A 17,562-nucleotide genomic window follows, 5' to 3' on the forward strand; every position below is an offset into this window, starting at 1 on the left:
TTATATCATCGTCGCTGTCGTCAAATTCGGCGACAGCGACGCTCACCTCAATGGACAACATGCTGAGGCGAAGCCGTGCGAAAGACGCTGAAGATGTCGCTCGACAATGGCGGGCTGCACGCGCGGCGATTTTATTGATGGGCGACTCGGGACTACGCCGGGTCGAGGCGGCCCAAGCGCGTCGAGAAGCTCTCCGGCCATTCGAGGTCTCCGCCCAACCATCAAAATCTGGTCGTCCAAACGGGGCGTCACGGAGGAGGAGGCATCGAATCAGTCAGTAAAAGGCGTGACCGTGTGGACCCTGACGATCGTCGGCAAGCGGCGCAAGCAACGCACGGTGCCGGTGAGCAGCGCAACACTGACTGCCTTGCGTGCGCACTGGGCGGATCACGGGCGAGATTTTGATGCGGCGTCAGCAATGGGCCCGCTCATCTCACCGTTGTGGATTCCGGCCACGGACGCCGCGCTCGGGCGACACGATTCGAATGAAGGGTCGGTGGCCTACACGCCCGATGCGCTCGGTCGGCTGGTACACACGGCGATGCGGCGCCTGGCGAAAGCCGGAGGTCTCACGACCGCCGCGCTCAAAGACATGACGACCGATGAGTTGGTTCAACTCGTCAATACCTCCGCGCATGCGTTTCGCCACACCTTCGGCACGCGGGCCGTCGCGCGCGATATGCCGACTGACGTGGTGCAGGCAATTCTCAGCCACGCGTCGCTGCAGACGACGTCGATCTACGTGCGGGCAGAACGGCGTCGAATGCTAGAAGCCGCCGCGAATTGCTACGCGGAGGATGACAGACAAAGTTAGAACGAAAACCGCTCCACGAGCAGCCTCGCAAACCGCCCGACTTTTTAGCAGTTTTTGCGCTCGGCTCATAGCACTTAGCACGGTAGCCTTTTGGCTCGGGCATGCGGCGTGCGCGGAACGGAAAATTGCACGTCTCCCGCAGGCCTAAAGATGTCGTCTTCCTACGGTCCATTAACCGCTCGTCCCAAGTCTGTCTTGGTAATTGACGATGAACCCGACATCCTTAACGTCTGGACGATGGTGCTCGAGATGGAAGGCTTGATGGTGACGACTGCGGCAAACGGACGTGACGGGTTGTCCAAGGCGCGTACACTCCGACCCGACGTCGTCATCTGCGACTTCATGATGCCTGACCTGAATGGACTAGAGGTCTGCCGTCAAATACGCGAAGACGAGACTTTAAAGGGTACAGCAATCGTTTTGTGGTCAGCGGCGAGAGGCGTTGATGCTCATGGGTGGGCCGACAGGGTGGTCGAGAAGCCCGTGCAAGTTGAAGCATTCCTTGCCCTCATTAAATCGCTCCCTGGTAGGCCTACCATATAGTTGATAAAGATCCGCTTGAGCAAGGCGTCAGTCGCCCGAACCGCTACTCGAGGGATTGGCGCAAAGCGCCCTAACATGAGACGGCACTCGTGTCGGCGTGTGCTTACAGCTTGCGATTCTTTAACGAGCATCTTCCGTGAATCTGAGGTGCAATATTGCCCTAATTGCTACTGCAAATGGTGCCGAGGCAGATCGATGGTAAATATGCAACCGACGCCTGGTCGGTTTTTCACACGAAGCGTTCCCGCATAGGTCTCGACAATCTTTTTCGTTATGGACAGGCCAAGACCAAGCCCCGTTCTATCTTCCGATTGCTGTGTAAAGGGTTCGAACATGCCGTGTGTATCCGGCGGAAGCCCACCGCAATGGTCCTTCACGTCGATCAAAATCCGGTCGGCGGCGGCGTAAGCACTGAGCGTCACCACGCTACGAGGACGCGTGAATTTGAATGCGTTTTGCAGCAAGTTCCCGAGCGCTGAATACAGCGCGTCCCGATCGGCGACGAACGCCAAAGTATCGTCCACGGAGATCACTTTAAGCTTCACGCCTCTGACCATCGACGCGAGATGCGCCGCGTTCGCCACTTCGGCGATGAATTCGGCAAGGGATGCTGGTTGCTCGCTTTCAACCGCTTTAACTTCGGCAACGGATCGGTCGATAAGGGTGGTCGCCATGGTGAGGCCTCGCTCCAGCACTGATCCAGTCGCACCGCTCAGGGTGAGGTTTCCAATCTTGAGAGCATCGAAGGCCGTCCTTGCGACGCCTAACGCGTTTCGCAGTTCATGTGCGAACTCACCCAACTTCTCCTTAAGAATTTCTTGTTCCCGCTGCGACGCGTCACGCGACTGTTGATAGGCGAATTCAGTAACCGCCTTAGCAATCGCGGTGTCTAGACAACGATTCAGGCTTTGAAACTCCTCGATTTTGAAAGGAACATCGCGTTCTTGGCCCAAAGCAGTAATGACCTGGCAGAGATCTCCGTAATCATTCACGACCTGATCGATTGAATAGCCGAGGTCATACATCAAATTCCCGTGAAGGCTTGCCGTTGCCCCCATTTCGGATTCGGTCACGATGCCAATATTGGCGCCCGAGACTTCGCGGCTCGCGAGCGGGTCGTCACTCTGCTCAAGACGAAGCGTCTTGATGAGCTGATCGAGAAACATCGGCACGCCGTTATCGAGTTGCTGATAAGTCACCGCCCGACCGGTCCGGCTCGCTACCCGAGCTTTGCAACGCTCAAGAATAATGGCCCTGTTGTTCGACAGAAAGTTATGCATCATGGCATTTCTCTTGGCAACGTGCGCACAGCTTCATCGACTATCAAAAAGTAGGATGACCTGAGCCGCCTTGCATGTAGGACGACTAAAGAAACGACGACGCTCAATCAAAACGAGCGATCTAAGATGGACGTTTTGCTACTTCGCCAAAAGACAGCAAGAGTTCGATATTGAGGGGCGGGACAAAACATTCATACAATCTACCTATTATCAAGCATCGGCATAACATTAAGGGCCGATAGTTCGCATAAGACCTAAATAAGGCCGATCTACCCATTGGGAGCTGCAGGGCGCGGAAAGCACCGGTTTGGAGCGGGAAAAGTAGCGCTTCCACCTATAGTCCTGCCGCAACTCGAAGAACATGAATGCGCGGTTCTAGCCGTTGACGGACGCTGGCAACGAACAATACCCGCGTAGATCGCCGTACCGCTGCAAAATCCCAGATCGTAGAGGCCGGCATGTGACCTGGGCGAGATCTTGTGGGACAAAGGGTTAACGCTTTGCTGCGCGCGACTAGCAAACAAGGCGGGTTCCAAATCGATTTGCCCGGTCGATGTGTCCGCGCTTCAGCATGACGCACACTGCAGCAAAAAAATCGATGGGACCTAGTGAATGAGAATCAATAGGATCACTTTTCGATGAGAGGGTCCAGTTATTGCAGGTTTGTAACCGTGCTTATGGGTCCGACGCGCTCACGTGACGGCTCGTGAACCTGTCAGCCGGCAGCGTCATTAGCGGCATATCACGCATTGGCTGACCCAGCGCAGTACGTTCGATAGTTATCAACGTAGCGCGTGCGACTGAGTGGGCCGTGACTGCTGTCATAGCATTCTTGAAATCGATCGTCACTGAGACCATGATGTCCGACTCCGAAGCAGGTTCGAATTCACCCCATCTAAACGAAGGGGAACAAGACCAAGCAGCTGACCACGCAACGCCTCCGGCGCTTGTCATCCATGAGATTGTCAGAGAAGAGGGCGAGGCGGCGATGCAGCGCACTGCTTCGGCGCTCGCATGGTCTGCGCTGGCAGCGGGACTGTCGATGGGGTTTTCGTTCCTAGTACAGGCAGTGCTCGAAAGTCTATTACCAGATGCAACATGGCGCCCACTTGTGAGCGGGTTTGGTTATACGATCGGTTTTGTGATCGTAATCCTCGGGCGCCAGCAGCTGTTCACTGAAAGTACGCTTAGCGTCGTTCTACCGGTGCTGACTCGGTGGGATGCCGGCACAATGGGCAAGGCGTTACGCTTGTGGGCGGTCGTGTTGACGGCTAATCTGGTGGGCACCGCCATCTTCGCGGCGGTGTTACAAATGCCAGGCGTGTTTTCCGTGGAAGTCCACATAGCACTCGACCACATCTCGCAGGCTCCCTTTTCCGGAAGTTTTAATGTCACGCTGGCGCGTGCGGTATTTGCTGGGTGGCTAATCGCCTTGATGGTGTGGTTGCTGCCCAGCGCGAAATCGGCAAAACTTTTGACGATCCTTTTGATCACCTATGTCGTGGCCATTTGCAAACTTTCTCATGTTATCGCAGGTTCTGTAGAAGCTTTCTACGCCGTGATGAACGGCAGGGCAGCTCTAGGTGACTACTTCCTTCGATTCTTTATCCCCACGTTTGTAGGCAACGTAATTGGCGGTATGTCTTTAGTTGCGCTCATCAATCACGCGTCAATTGCGCCGCAAATCGTGAATGAAGCGACACTTCAGGATCGCGGCTAGCAGGTGCACTTGACACGGGAAAAATCGAGATGAGCGGGAATTGCGCCCGCTGGTGCTCGAGGGTTTAAGCATCTGACTGCGCATCGATTTTATGTACAGCATGAATATGCTAATTTCCGCTGTTGGGAGGTTCCAATGTCAGAAAAGCTGGTGCGAAAGCGGCGGTACATGGAGGAGTCCAAAGTCGAGGCTATCAGGGTTCCGAGTATCCGTGACAACCCATTGGGCAATGAGAGTCGACGCAGTCGCAATGTTAACGGTATCGTCGAAATTTTTAGAAATAAGAGCACGTAATGGACGCGCAATCGACGAGCTGGCGACGGAGAACAGTCGACTTCGGAAAGAACTCGCAAATGCAAAACTCGATATTGAGATCCTTCGAAAAGCAGCGCCGTACTTTGTGGAGGAGTCGCGGGTTAAGTGCGCCTAAATAGACACGCACTGCGACCAGTAACGTGTTACTCGGCTGTGTCACGTCTCAACGGTGTCGCCCAGCGGATGTTGTCGATCAACAAGAGCCCAAGGCAAGCTGGTGGGCGCCGGACGTGCACGCCGTAGACAACACCAGCTTGGGCTGCAGCTGGTCTATACACGCCCGTACTGGGCGACGACAGATTCGACCTACGGCTTACCGGTGGCGCCCGAGCTGCTAGATCGTCGCTATGACGGGTTGCGAATCGATCTGGATGCGGTTACAACACAACGTTTGTCGCCGCAAATACCATTCCACGGCTTGCTTTCGCGCCCGTTTTTCGTGTGCGAAATCGGGTGCTCTCTCTAGGTAGGATACTTGGCGCACAAAGCACACTCATCGGGTTGTTACGCGATAAGGAAGACACATGTCAAACAGTTTTGCTGACTCCCGCAGCCTTGACGCGATAACTCAAAAAATCGTTGGCCATGAAAACGTCATGCTGACATTACAAAGGTTGTTAAATCAGGGTTGTATTCATCCAACAGATGTAACGTATACGGTAAGAACAGAAAGGCTTCTCACGGAGCTATATGAGCAAAGGCAAGCCATCCTATTTCGTTGGCGAGCGGAGCCCAACGCGTCGCATTCATATGGCGATCGGCAAATCGCGTGTTTAGCTATGGGCCAATTTGCGTAGCATCGTCGAGGCGGCCGCAGCGAGATCGAGCGAGCTTAGGGATTGACGCTTCGCCGCATCGTTGCAACCTGTAAAAGGTAGCGGCACAACCCTTGCGCTTATCACCGTCGCACTGATGGCAAGTTATGCGAACTCAGCCATCTGGTCCTCCTTATCTTTCGCACCTTCCACGACTGCCGGAGTCTGGGCGTCCCAGCCAGCGCAATTGCCGCGCTGAGGCTTGCAGGAACATGGCCGCCAACGATGCGTACGCATCTTCCCGGCCCCTGTGAGATTTTTCACTCAACCAAAACGAATGCGACTTCCACCGCAGGACGGCGCTCGCGCTCGGAACAGAAACGGAAACTACTATGTTTATTCATAACAAGCGCATGCAATACACGGTTCGCGTTGCGGCCCCCAATCCCGGTCTTGCCAATTTGCTCCTTGAGCAATTCGGGGGGCCGCAGGGGGAGCTGGCCGCCGCGTGCCGCTATTTCACACAAGCAGTATCGGAAGATGATCCGGGCCGTAAGGACTTGCTTTTCGATATCGCGACTGAAGAATTGAGTCACCTTGAAATCATCGGCTCGATCGTGGCGATGTTGAACAAGGGCGCAAAGGGGCAGCTCGCCGAAGCGGTGGAAACGGAAGCTGAACTGTATCGCTCGATGACCGGCCATGGCAACGACTCGCATACAACCGCCTTGCTGTACGGCGGCGGTCCCGCTTTAACCAGTTCGGCGGGAGTGCCTTGGACGGCTGCGTATATCGATACGATTGGTGATCCGACCGCAGATTTGCGCTCGAATATTGCCGCTGAGGCGCGCGCGAAGATTGTCTATGAGCGGCTCATCAACGTCACCGACGATCCGGGCATCAAGGAAACCCTCAACTTTTTGATGACACGGGAAATTGCGCATCAAAAGTCGTTCGAGAAGGCGTTGCATTCGATCCAGCCCAACTTCCCCCAAGGCAAGTTGCCAGGCATGCCGGAATTCACAAGCGTCTACTTCAATATGTCGAAGGGTAATGATATGCGTGGTTCGTGGAATGAAGGCGGTGACTGGGAGTATGTCGAGGATCCGCAGCCGGCCGTTGATGGTGGCGATGGTATGGCGACCGTGAACGTCTCAGACCAGGAACTCCAGGTTCTTCAAACTATGGCCACGCGCACTGCATCGGACCCGTCGGCTGAGCCGACCACAGGCGCTGATCTGGGTGCAGGTATGGCGACGCAAGCATCTGAATAACGACGTTAGGCCGCACAAGTTGATCAAACGCTGGCCGGATGATGGCATCGTGGCCGGCGACCACGAATACAACAGTTACGGAATATTGATTATGGCCACTGTTACATCGAAAGGAACCGTCACGATTCATCGCAGCCCGATCGACTGGGTTGCAGGTGCACTCGTCGTGATTGGCGCATTGAACTGGGGCTTGGTTGGGCTTGCACAGCTAGACCTCGTCGCTGCGATTTTCGGACCGGGCTCTATCCTGGCCCGCCTTGTCTACGTGCTTGTTGGAGTTGCGGGGCTGTACGTGCTCGCTCGGACCTTCATGATGCGGGATCGAACGCTGTCCACTTCCTAACCGTTCCACGCTTACGGGCACGCTATCCAGGACGGCATCAACTATTGGAGACGAAGATGAAAGCGCTGACATGGCATGGGAAGAAGGACATTCGCTACGACACTGTGCCGGATCCTCGGATAGAAGCGCCGCGTGACGCCATCATCAAGGTATCAAGTTGCGCCATCTGTGGTTCTGATCTGCATCTCTTCGACGGATTCATGCCGGGTATGGAATCCGGCGACATCATGGGTCATGAGTTTATGGGAGAGGTGGTTGAGGTCGGTGCGGAGAACCGTGCGCTCAAGGTGGGTGATCGGGTTGTTGTGCCGTTCACCATCTTTTGTGGTGCGTGTGATCAGTGTAAACGGGGCAACTTCTCAGTTTGCGAGCGTACCAACCGCAATAAGGATGCGGCCAACAAGATGTTTGGGCACGCAACTGCCGGGCTTTTTGGATATACACATCTCACCGGAGGGTACGCGGGTGGGCAGGCTGAGTATGTTCGAGTCCCCTTTGCGGACACAACCCATATCAAGATTCCCAGCGGCCTCACGGACGAGCAAGTGCTGTTTCTTGGGGATATTTTTCCGACCGGGTGGCAAGCTGCCATCAACTGCGAGATTGAGCCAACCGATACGGTGGCGATATGGGGTGCTGGCCCCGTCGGACAAATGGCGATCCGCAGCGCAATCATCCTCGGGGCGCGACAAGTGATCGTGATCGATCATGTGCCGGAGCGTCTCGCCATGGCACGTATAGCCGGTGCGATCACTATCAATTTCAAGGATGAAAGCGTTCTTGATCGTCTCAATGAGCTGACGCACGGCAAGGGTCCCGAGAAGTGTATTGACGCCGTCGGCATGGAGTCGCACGCAACCCGTTCGATCGATGCCATATACGACCGGGCGAAACAAGCGGTCATGCTCGAAACGGACCGTCCGCACGTACTGCGCGAAATGATTTATGTATGCCGTCCGGCTGGGATCTTGTCAGTGCCTGGCGTGTATGGTGGCCTGATCGATAAAATGCCGTTCGGGGCAGCGATGAACAAGGGCCTGACCTGGCGGATGGGGCAGACACACGTTGCCCGTTGGACGAACGACTTGCTCAATCGTATTCAGGAAGGCCAGATCGATCCTTCCTTTGTGATCACGCACCGCGTATCCCTTGCGGACGGTCCGGCAATGTATGAGACATTTCGTGACAAGAAAGACGGTTGCATTAAAGTCGTTATGACTCCCTGATCGCAACCCACATTGCTTAAGTCGGATCGCAAGAGATCGCCCGGCTCAAAGCACAATGCAATTTCGAGTCGGATATGCCATGGCAACGCAGACCCCTCAAGGAACAGATCGCTCCGACCAATCGCGCGCTACAGCCATTGGCAAAACAGAGGCCGCTGATGGGCTTAAAACGGAACTAAAGAGAAGATCGACCAAACGCTCGACGAGCTAAACGTCTCCACAACAAACGCCGGGCAAGATCAATCGCAAGAGGAGGACACTGAAGGCTCTAACTCGTCAAGCAAAAATCTTGACAAGCAGGGCAAGTGAGTATCTCGGCAAACGGTGCACGACCTGCGCTCACCGTTTGCTTTGGATATTCGGCTGATTGCCACTTGCTTGATTTCCGCAAGGCTAAACGCAAGAGCCGCATTCTTTGGAATTTTCGCATAGCACACTCGACGTTTTTTGGGAGCGATATGATCGGCGTCGTCATTCCGGCACATAACGAAGAAGGTGTCATCGAAGCATGCGTGCGTTCCGTGCATATGGCGGGCAGTCACGAAGTGCTTTCCGGCGAGAAGGTGCTAGTGATCGTCGTGGCCGATGCTTGTTCGGACCGGACAGAACCTTTGGCCGCCGCTGTAAATGCAGTCGTTCTAAGCGTGAACAAGCGCAATGTTGGAGCCTCCCGATCCTTTGGTGCGGACCTGGCTATTGCCTACGGCGTCCACTGGCTCGCTTTTACTGATGCAGACACGGTCGTTCCTTCTGACTGGCTCGCCAACCAATTTGCATGTGGCACCGACGCGGTCTGCGGGGTAATTAACGTCGTCGATTGGACAGACCATGCACGGTTTGTACGCGATGAATTCTACAAGACGTACCAAGACATTGAGGGTCATCGGCACATCCATGGCGCAAACCTGGCGTGCTCAGTTGTGGCGTATCAACGTGCCGGCGGTTTTCAGCCGCTGACCTTCGATGAAGACGTCGCACTTGTCGATGCACTAATTTCTACTAATGCGTCAATCGCTTGGACAAATCAGGTCCGCGTCACCACCAGTTCGCGACTGAAACATCGCGCTCCTTGGGGCTTTGGTGCGACGCTTCGCGCGGCCGCAGAGGGCCCAAACACACAGGCTTCCGACGCTAATACAGCAGACTGTGGCGTTTGAAATTTATAAATGATACATCGTTCGCGATCTAGGCTAACCACATAGGTGCGATTAGTCGATCACCATAAGTGAGCGGCCGAACAAATCCGATGCAGGCCTATGTTGCGCCTCGCTTCATGTACCGGACGGTGCGGAGAATCTTCGAGGTGGTCCGAGACGCTCCTGCTCCTCTCCGCGAATAGCCATTAGGTCGAGCGCTCGAGAAAGCTTGCGAATGCGTTGATTGCGCGGCTCATCGTGCTTGCACCGAATATCTGATGGTACGAAATTTCGATCCGGTTTTTGATAAAGATAAGTTGGTTGCGGCCGCAAGGCGATGTTCACAGTATCGAGGATTAATATGAAAACAGCATTCATTTTTGATTTAGATGGGACCCTCATCGACAGTGTCTATCAACATGTTTCGGCTTGGAGCGAGTCATTAGCGAGCGAAGGCCTCACGCTCCCCGCATTCAGGATTCACCGAAAAATCGGAATGAGCAGCGAACTTTTTGCTACCCAAATCTTCGGAGAAATTTCGGGTCACGTATCAGCAGATTGTATCGCGCGTATAAAGCACCGACAGGGCGAACTGTTGAAAGAACGATCATCGCAGATTTTGCCTTTGCCCGGCGCGCGAGCGCTGCTTCATGCGCTAAGCGACGCCGCGATCCCTTGGGCGATTGCAACAAGCGGAAGCCCGGATGCGACGGCGGCAAGCCTTAACAAACTAGGCATCGATTTGACAAAAACCGTTGTCGCGACCAGCGGTGAAGTCGAACTCGGAAAACCTGAACCGGACGTCTTTATGGCAGCCGCCAAAAAGTTGGGTGTGGATATTGAGTATAGCTATGTTGTTGGAGACAGCACATGGGATCTTATTGGTGCGCGACGATGCCATGCTTTGGGAATCGGCCTGCAGTCGGGTGGCGTATGCGAGGCAGAGCTTCAGCAAGCGGGTGCCCTACACGTATTCGTTGATCCGTCGAACATGTTGGAGCATTTGGATGAGCTTGCGACGCACCCTCGTAAGGGTAGTCTTTAACAGAAATTACATTGACTATGTGTCCGCGCCCGGAGTTACACCGTGCTCTAACCGTGCCGACGAAGTGCTTAACTATTTGCCCGCATGTTGGGGCGTGCGACACTCTAGGACCATCCAAATACGATTCGCTCGCAACCAAGTTAAACAGTCAATTGCTGCTCAGGCTCAGGCTCAGGCGTAGCCGCCTGATCAAATAGGTAGGACGCGCACGGTTGGTCACCACATACGGGCAACAGACATTTTCTCAAGCCACGCCCGCTCCAAATATTCAAGATAGGCCAGACGGCGGCGGCAGCCATAGAATTCCAAGTTGCGACTAAACTCCGGGCGACAGGGACATCCCGCACGATTGTGGTTATGCACGGGTGCCGATAAGCACGCTCCTGGAACGAAGAATTGCGTCGCTTCGAGCATGGACGTCGCTCTAAGTAACTCCTACACAAAAAGCTTTGCCCTCGTTACGATGCGCCTAGGGAGTCGATCTTGTTGGCATTGCTAAATTGCTTTCGTCGGACATCGGGAGATGCGATGTCTGCGCTTCAATGTCGGTTACCGCTGCGCTGATGAGCGTCGCGATCTTGTAATGCACCAGGTGGCCTGCATCCATTTCGACATCGAGGGTGCTGTTCGGCAAGACACCATGCAAACGCGCCGATTGAGATTCCGGATCAACGACTTTGTCGCCCGCGCCAGCAAAAATGCGCACAGGCATGCCGGCCAATGACGTTCCGATTGGCCAACATCCAATTCCCACAGTCACGAGACCGAAGACACGGCTGCGCATGGCATCGGGAACTGACTCGATCACGATCGTCGCCTGATAAATGTTGTATGCGGCCCTTCCGAACCCGCCGGTGAAGAGTATAACGAGCAGCCAAGCAACCGAGCACTGATATGCGCTCGCCAATCCGGCTACAAGTTACAGCGAGAAAGAGCAGAATCGACCCCGACAACAAAAAACGAAGAGGCTGATGGCGCATTCGTGAGCTTGCTATGATGGCACCGGCGACAAACGAACCCGCTGGCTCCGCAGAGGAAAGCACGCCAATCATGGCCGCGGACAGGTTAAGGGTCTCTCTTCCAAGAAGGTGTAAGCAGAACGTTGTAGCTATAGCCGCACAAGTTTGTGATGATCGTCACGATGAGAAGCGCGGTGATCACTCGGCTGTCGCGCGCATAACGTCCTGCCTCGATGAGGTCCCGACGAATTCGGGCACGGAAAGCCCCCCGGTCGACACCTGCGCGGTCTTAAGCTTAAAGATTAGCGCAGCGGCGCAAAGAGACGCCGCCGCAGAGCGAAAATATGAGGAAGCAAGGCCGAGCGCTCCGTAGGTCCATCCTCCCAGCAGCGGCCCGACGCATCGGGTCGCGTAGTTGTCATGCTGTCGATCGCTATCGCGCGAGACGCCATTGCAGTACATACCGTCTCGGCAATCATGCGTCGTCGTGCGGGCATCTCGGAGGCATAAGTGATACCGCTCGTATTCGCGGCAGCGCAAAGTTGCCAAGTAGACAAGACGCCGAACAAAGACAGGACTGCGACGGTCGCTGACGAAGCGCTCGCAAAGATTAATCCAACGAGCACGATCTTTCTTCGGTCGACTACATCAGCAACCACGCCTATGACCGCTCCGCTTAAAAGGAGCGGCAGACTCCTGCAAGCAGAAACCACCGCGAATTCGTCGCCCGGAAGGTGAATAGCGCGGCCGTGAGCATTTCAAGCCACATCATCGAGGTTGACACGGCTCCAGCGGTCCAGAGGGGTACGAATCCATTTGCGCGCAGCACGCTTACCGAATGCAGCGAACGCCGTACGGTCGTCTGATGGCCTTCTCTGTCTAACTCGTAAAAAATACAAGATGCTAGAAGCCTGCCAAATTAGCTCTTGATCCTTTTGGCGTCTTTTTTTGTCATTCGGCACGTGTTTGCATGATCCGGGATGCGCACGGAATACGACGACAGAATACGTAGATCAAAGGCAATAAATTCGTCTTACACAGCTCGGTAATTTCCGCTACTGATTTATTAACGCGCGAGCGCAAGCGTTTGTCCCTGTCATGGGTGAGAAAAACCAGCGCGATGCCGTGTGGCGTAAACGTTCACAGCTCGAGGGCGTGAGCTTGTTAAAGGAACTATAGGCATGCCAACGGACGTACCGTGGCACATGTCCGAAAGTTGTTCGAAACGTGTGCTTTCCGTACGTTCAGGTTTAGTTTTAAATCGAGTACATTCGTCGAATAAAAACGAATTCGAGAGAGAACCGATGGCAACAAGCGAATGGCTGCCCGGCATTGATATCATCCGAGAGAGTGTCGAGGACTGCTGTGACATGGTTCGAGCGGAATGCAGGCGCATCGAGAGCAGCATTAGTAGCGGCGATAACAGTCGCGACGCGAGGGCAGTCCTTTACTGCCTCAAGCGAAGTCTTATGGAACTTGAAAATGTCCGTTTGATATTGGAATAGACGTTTAAATCTGCCGACATGAAGAATATAGGCATGCGGAGCTTCAAAGACAACAGTGCTTTCGCGATAATGAAACTAGGGAATCGAAGCCATCATCGAATTTAAGGTAGCTATGGACGGGATCTTGCTCAATCCTGGCTATTTGCTATCCCGCAAATTTGGAAGCGCCCGGATGACACCAATCTCCGAAAACGTCGCGCTGTCCATCCCACTCCTTACGATTCCTTTTCAAAGCTGGCATTTTGCGATTCTGCTAACAAAGCAATGCGTGGACGCTTTCGAACAGTAGATCATTTATTTCGACTGCGGACCGCCTTCTTGCAAAGATGATCAGAAGGCGTCGCGCGATGAGGACAAGATTGAACCTTGTTTAAATGTCAGCGGTGTTTGTTCACAAGGGTCTCAACACGCGAATCAGGCTGCCGTCAAATACATGTCCAAATGGTCTTGTGTGGTGCGACCGAATATACCCGCGGTACAGTCGGCCTCAAAACGATAGCAAGCGCAGTGGCCGCTGGCGCAATCGTCACGTTGTGCTCAAGCAGTCGGCCGAAGGTGATCCATGAACTCTGATGTGTTGCTAGGAATCGACTAAAAGTAGACACGTAACTTTGCGACACCATGCCGAATAAAAACGAGCACGTGGTCTGAAGTAAAGAAACCATAGCTGCTGCCGATAAACCAGATCTAACCTAGATGTGGCAGCCTACGATGAGCAACGACATTCCAGCCGTGTTGAAAAAATCGCCCGGACTGGCTTCTTCAGCCGGGTGCGTCGGATGCAAAACCTCGACGACCCCCATCGATTTGGCCTTCGCATTTCAGCCGATTGTTCATGTGCCCACGGGTGCAGTGTTCGCCCACGAGGCACTCGTTCGTGGGCCGAATGGCGAGTCTGCAGCTACTGTCCTAGGACAGGTAGATCACAGCAATCGTTACCAGTTTGATCAGCTTTGCAGAACCGGGGCGATCGAACAGGCAGCAGCACTTAAAATTCCTAGCAACCTATCGATCAACTTCATGCCGAACGCAGTATATCGGCCGGAAGCATGCATCCGTAGCACCTTAGCAGCAGCGGAGAAGTACGCTTTTCCGATCGAGCGAATCATCTTTGAAACCGTCGAAGGCGAAAGCATCACCAGCCGTTCTCATCTCGTTGAGATCTTCAAGGCCTATCAGCGTTTTGGCTTCCAAACTGCGATCGACGACTTCGGGGCTGGTTATTCGGGCTTGGCTTTATTAGCCGATTTCCAGCCAGATCTGATCAAGCTGGATATGGATTTGGTGCGCAATATCGATCAAAACTACGCTCGACAACGAATCGCTTGTGGGGTCATCAAGATATGCCAGGAGCTGGGCGTTAAAGTGATCGCGGAGGGCATCGAAACTGCAAGTGAACGCGACTTCTTTCTCGCCAACGGCGTGTCCCTTATGCAGGGTTATCTGTTTGCAAAACCGGCGTTTAAAGCCGTGCCTGAGCTAAGCATCGATCCCAGTTACGGAAAACTTGGTCACGTTGTTGGCTTGGCAAAAAAATCGTAGTTTGGGTTGTGCCATCCTGCGGCTTAGCGGCGGTCGGGAGGCCGAGGGTATCGCCGCTCTCGGCTAGTTTTGCTTGTTCGCCGATCGTCTTTCATAGTCGGCCAAAAGACTCCGTAACCCTGGAAGCGGACAACCCCCGCGTCGATGCTTTCCTTTACGTTGCATCATTATCCGAATAATGGTGCGTTTTGTACAACTTATGCGTATCGCTCCCCGGCACCCACGACCAGGGAACGCGGCATAACGGCCAAAACGTTCTCTTCATATTGTGAACCGTTAGCAAATTTCCGTGCCTGTCGAACACCCGGAGTAAGCGCGCTGCGAACCCATCTTGACGGGTCGGTTTAGTCGACGATCACCGGCGGTTGACAGCGATGCGGCAACAATGCCGAGATGTCGCTGGCCTTATGTCTCGGCGGCCGCTTGAGAACGTCCTTCAGATAGGCGTGTGTGTCGTGTCGCTTGAGATGCGCCGAGCAAATCAGGCTCATGATGGCGGCAGCGCGTTGGCCTGCCCGTAGTGAACCGGCGAAAAACCAGTTGGCCCTCCCGATGGCCCATGGACGGATCTGATACCCAGTTATGCCAACTCTCCGATTATGCCGCGTCACGCATGCACGCGGTGAGGGTGTCCTTTCATGATCACTGTGTCGGCGTAAAACTGTGATTTCTCAGGCTGGCTATCGCGCTGCTAGAGAGATCAGATGAATTCGACACGCACAGCTGGCGAATCCGGCGGGCTGCTGGCCCGTCACATCGATGCATTTCTTGATCGTCTACGGACAGCACACTACTCTGAGGTATGGCTTCGCAAGAAACGGGGAGTCCTGTGTGCGTTCTGTGGGTTAAAGATGCACAGGAACATTGACCTGATTGACTTCGATGAATCTGTCACGGCTCGTTTTATGAAGCGATTGATCGATGCATTACGAAACCGCGTCCAGCGTGCTCGTTGTTGGTTTGCACTAAATTTTGACCCACGGGGGGTGCGGACCTAATACGAAACGGGTTACTGTGACATTTATTTGACAGCGCGCTATGAAGCCACACTGTCGGAGTTAATTCGGGCGCAGATTGGTCCCAAGAAGCGCTCAGTCGTCGTTGTGCCGAGGCGTGTCGTTCGATCGGTCGTCCCATGCCGCATTCGAACCGCATTGATCCGCTGCAACGATTTTTGGAGGATTTGCGAGAGCTCGACGCGCATGTACCATGGCCACCAGGCCAAGTGGTAGACCCAGAGAAAGGCGCTGCGCCAGCCGTATCGCCAGCGATAAGGCACGCCCCGTTCGGAAAAACTCCCGATGTCGCGATGACCGACACACACCGCGCCCACGAACATCCAGAGAAACGAGAGGATCAGGGTTGGCGTAGACAACAGGCAAACAAGACCCAGAATCAGGGTCGGCAGGCAGATTTCGAAGGCTGAGCGCGACTTCATCTCTTCGCCCATCGATACTCAGATTTATTTAGGCTATAACATCCTGGATCAGGACGATATGGAAACTTGGTCGAGTCTTAATATGAACATCGATGAAGGATAGGGCAACAATCATTTGCAGGCGCGACGACCGAATCCTCTTGGTCGCGCGCAATCGCTCGCGGTGGAGCCTACCGGGGGGCACCATCAAGTCTTCAGAGACGCCTATCGCAGCGGCGGGTCGCGAATTGCGCGAGGAGACTTCAATGCAGGCGTCGAAGCTCGCTTACTTGTTTCACTTCGGCGGTCTCAGCAAGCGACATTATGTGTTCCTTGCCAATCTGGATCAATCACAGGCTGCGGTCGGGCAAAGCGAAATCCAAGAATGCCGGTGGTTTCGAATGAAGCGGATCGGCACACTGCCAACGAGCGTTCCAACGAAAGCCATCATCGCGCTGTGTGTCGAGTATGAGCTGCTATCGCTACTTTGAATACGGCGTAGATCGCCGGATGCTGGCGAAGCGTGTCCGCCGTCGAAGACCTGTTGATGAAACGTAAACACTATCGGAGATGCTTAGGTTGGCCGACATTACTATCACGGACTGGGATGACTTATGTGTGTGAAGCGCCCTGGTTGCAGCGTACGAAGATAGATCTCGTTGTTGAAAAAGTTCAGAACGGACGCAGCTTCCTTGAGTTGGCTTGTTGGCTGCCCGACGGGTGGTCAGCAGCGAACGGTGCCGGTAACCGGTGCGGCACTCAATGCATTGCGTGCGCAGTGGGCCGATTACGGTCAGGATTTGATGCGGCGTCGGCAATCAGTCCGCTCATCTCACCGTTCTGGATCCCCGCCACGGATGCCGCACTCGAACAACACGACAACGACGAAGGCTCCGTCGCCTACACACCCGATGCGCTCGGTCGGCTGGTACGCATGGCGATGCGGCGGCTGGCGAAAGCCGGTGGCCTCGCTAGCGAGGCGCTAAAAAACATGACGACCGACGAGCTGGTTCAACTCATCAATACCTCGGCGCACGCATTTCGTGCCGAGCGGCGCAGAATGCTCGAGGCAGCGGCTGACTACCATCCCATCGACGCGGAATGACGCGCACGCGGGCATCCGAGGTAGCGCCCGAATCAACTCAGTGCCCCTCGCCGCAGTGCGCTTGCCTATTTGCAGGTTTTCGCGCGTCATGCGCGCGAGCAACGCCTGTCCATCTGTCCATCTGGTCAAAGCATCGAAGGAGGTGAAATGGGACGCGTTAAACGCTCAACAAGAAAGCTTTCGGCGTTTGATCGACTCGAAATTCGGAGAAATGTAAAGGCTCCCATTGAGCGATCGTGTCGTGCTCTTGGCACCATACTGGAGGAAAGTGCCTAGGTCCCTCGCTTCGGGCCAAACGGACGATATTTCGTTGGCCGGTGTGTACGACATCTCAATGCGACTGAGGATCGTCATGCCTCTCGTTTCAGGATCCGGTCAAAGCTGATACCACGTCGCTCAAACTTCAGCGGCGGCAGCCGCGTCTAAGATCCGACACCACCACAACGTTCAAAGTGAGGTCACTTCGCTGCAAGCGTTTCAATGCAAGCACTTGCTCGGTGCTGTCAGCATCAATCAGCGGCGGGTCCAAAACGTGCGCTTCTCAGTGGGCGCTGTTGGCCCGCGCATTCTTATTTATTCTTCG

The 17,562-nt window shown here is 54.5% G+C and carries 15 protein-coding genes and 1 pseudogene; 11 read left to right on the forward strand and 5 right to left on the reverse strand.

What is annotated here, in order from left to right; all coding sequences use genetic code 11:
- The first annotated feature begins 292 nt into the window (after positions 1-292).
- A complete protein-coding gene (locus tag ACZCWR_RS35925; protein ID WP_487307228.1) occupies positions 293-814 on the forward strand; it encodes a tyrosine-type recombinase/integrase in 522 nt (173 codons plus the stop codon).
- Between the two features lie 150 nt (positions 815-964).
- Positions 965-1,357, forward strand: coding sequence for a response regulator (locus ACZCWR_RS35930; RefSeq protein ID WP_487307229.1), 393 nt, complete (start codon positions 965-967; stop codon positions 1,355-1,357).
- A gap of 167 nt (positions 1,358-1,524) precedes the next feature.
- Here the strand turns inward: ACZCWR_RS35930 and ACZCWR_RS35935 are convergent, their stop codons facing one another.
- Positions 1,525-2,640 (reverse strand): sensor histidine kinase, encoded by a 1,116-nt coding sequence (locus ACZCWR_RS35935; protein ID WP_487307230.1) that lies wholly within the window; start codon positions 2,638-2,640, stop codon positions 1,525-1,527.
- An 856-nt stretch (positions 2,641-3,496) separates the two neighbouring features.
- Between ACZCWR_RS35935 and ACZCWR_RS35940 the strand changes: the two genes are divergently transcribed.
- The 6 genes from ACZCWR_RS35940 (at position 3,497) to ACZCWR_RS35965 (ending at position 10,451) form a co-directional block, all read left to right on the forward strand.
- Complete coding sequence (locus ACZCWR_RS35940; protein ID WP_487307240.1) at positions 3,497-4,357, forward strand: formate/nitrite transporter family protein; 861 nt, start codon at positions 3,497-3,499, stop codon at positions 4,355-4,357.
- Positions 4,358-5,819: 1,462 nt separating this feature from the next.
- Positions 5,820-6,701, forward strand: a complete 882-nt coding sequence (locus ACZCWR_RS35945; protein WP_487307231.1) for a manganese catalase family protein — start codon at positions 5,820-5,822, stop codon at positions 6,699-6,701.
- Between the two features lie 19 nt (positions 6,702-6,720).
- Positions 6,721-7,044: a DUF378 domain-containing protein gene (locus ACZCWR_RS35950; RefSeq protein WP_487307232.1), complete on the forward strand. Its 324-nt coding sequence runs from the start codon at positions 6,721-6,723 to the stop codon at positions 7,042-7,044.
- A gap of 56 nt (positions 7,045-7,100) precedes the next feature.
- A complete protein-coding gene (locus ACZCWR_RS35955; protein ID WP_487307233.1) occupies positions 7,101-8,270 on the forward strand; it encodes a zinc-dependent alcohol dehydrogenase in 1,170 nt (389 codons plus the stop codon).
- A 305-nt stretch (positions 8,271-8,575) separates the two neighbouring features.
- On the forward strand, positions 8,576-9,427 hold the full coding sequence (locus tag ACZCWR_RS35960; protein WP_487307234.1) for a glycosyltransferase family 2 protein: 852 nt from the start codon (positions 8,576-8,578) through the stop codon (positions 9,425-9,427).
- Between the two features lie 334 nt (positions 9,428-9,761).
- The gene (locus tag ACZCWR_RS35965) at positions 9,762-10,451 is read left to right on the forward strand and encodes an HAD family hydrolase (RefSeq protein ID WP_487307241.1); all 690 of its coding nucleotides are present in this window, start codon (positions 9,762-9,764) and stop codon (positions 10,449-10,451) included.
- 469 nt (positions 10,452-10,920) lie between these two features.
- Here the strand turns inward: ACZCWR_RS35965 and ACZCWR_RS35970 are convergent, their stop codons facing one another.
- Positions 10,921-11,259 carry an alpha/beta fold hydrolase gene (locus ACZCWR_RS35970; protein WP_487307235.1) on the reverse strand — a complete coding sequence of 113 codons (339 nt, stop codon included), beginning with the start codon at positions 11,257-11,259 and terminating at the stop codon, positions 10,921-10,923.
- A 453-nt stretch (positions 11,260-11,712) separates the two neighbouring features.
- Positions 11,713-12,123, reverse strand: a complete 411-nt coding sequence (locus ACZCWR_RS35975; protein ID WP_487307236.1) for an MFS transporter — start codon at positions 12,121-12,123, stop codon at positions 11,713-11,715.
- A gap of 1,503 nt (positions 12,124-13,626) precedes the next feature.
- On the opposite strand from ACZCWR_RS35975, the gene ACZCWR_RS35980 reads away from it, so the two are divergent.
- On the forward strand, positions 13,627-14,457 hold the full coding sequence (locus tag ACZCWR_RS35980) for an EAL domain-containing protein (RefSeq protein ID WP_487307107.1): 831 nt from the start codon (positions 13,627-13,629) through the stop codon (positions 14,455-14,457).
- A gap of 344 nt (positions 14,458-14,801) precedes the next feature.
- Here the strand turns inward: ACZCWR_RS35980 and ACZCWR_RS35985 are convergent.
- Together ACZCWR_RS35985 and ACZCWR_RS35990 are read right to left on the reverse strand one after the other, a co-directional pair.
- A pseudogene (locus ACZCWR_RS35985) lies at positions 14,802-15,029 on the reverse strand (transposase domain-containing protein); the annotation flags it as partial.
- 464 nt (positions 15,030-15,493) lie between these two features.
- Complete coding sequence (locus ACZCWR_RS35990; protein ID WP_487307108.1) at positions 15,494-15,907, reverse strand: hypothetical protein; 414 nt, start codon at positions 15,905-15,907, stop codon at positions 15,494-15,496.
- An 80-nt stretch (positions 15,908-15,987) separates the two neighbouring features.
- On the opposite strand from ACZCWR_RS35990, the gene ACZCWR_RS35995 reads away from it, so the two are divergent.
- Positions 15,988-16,365: an NUDIX hydrolase gene (locus ACZCWR_RS35995; protein WP_487307109.1), complete on the forward strand. Its 378-nt coding sequence runs from the start codon at positions 15,988-15,990 to the stop codon at positions 16,363-16,365.
- Positions 16,366-16,481: 116 nt separating this feature from the next.
- Positions 16,482-16,979, forward strand: coding sequence for a hypothetical protein (locus tag ACZCWR_RS36000; protein WP_487307110.1), 498 nt, complete (start codon positions 16,482-16,484; stop codon positions 16,977-16,979).
- Positions 16,980-17,562 lie beyond the last annotated feature (583 nt).

The organism is Caballeronia sp. A2-2 (assembly GCF_057612605.2).

What these genes read in the sequence shown, in the direction of transcription:
- ACZCWR_RS35930 (WP_487307229.1), top strand. Translation starts at nt 965, where the DNA reads ATGTCGTCTTCCTACGGTCCATTAACCGCTCGTCCCAAGTCTGTCTTG.
- ACZCWR_RS35935 (WP_487307230.1), bottom strand. Translation starts at nt 2,640, where the DNA reads ATGATGCATAACTTTCTGTCGAACAACAGGGCCATTATTCTTGAGCGT.
- ACZCWR_RS35940 (WP_487307240.1), top strand. Translation starts at nt 3,497, where the DNA reads ATGTCCGACTCCGAAGCAGGTTCGAATTCACCCCATCTAAACGAAGGG.
- ACZCWR_RS35945 (WP_487307231.1), top strand. Translation starts at nt 5,820, where the DNA reads ATGTTTATTCATAACAAGCGCATGCAATACACGGTTCGCGTTGCGGCC.
- ACZCWR_RS35955 (WP_487307233.1), top strand. Translation starts at nt 7,101, where the DNA reads ATGAAAGCGCTGACATGGCATGGGAAGAAGGACATTCGCTACGACACT.
- ACZCWR_RS35980 (WP_487307107.1), top strand. Translation starts at nt 13,627, where the DNA reads ATGAGCAACGACATTCCAGCCGTGTTGAAAAAATCGCCCGGACTGGCT.
- ACZCWR_RS35990 (WP_487307108.1), bottom strand. Translation starts at nt 15,907, where the DNA reads ATGGGCGAAGAGATGAAGTCGCGCTCAGCCTTCGAAATCTGCCTGCCG.
- ACZCWR_RS35995 (WP_487307109.1), top strand. Translation starts at nt 15,988, where the DNA reads ATGAAGGATAGGGCAACAATCATTTGCAGGCGCGACGACCGAATCCTC.
- ACZCWR_RS36000 (WP_487307110.1), top strand. Translation starts at nt 16,482, where the DNA reads ATGACTTATGTGTGTGAAGCGCCCTGGTTGCAGCGTACGAAGATAGAT.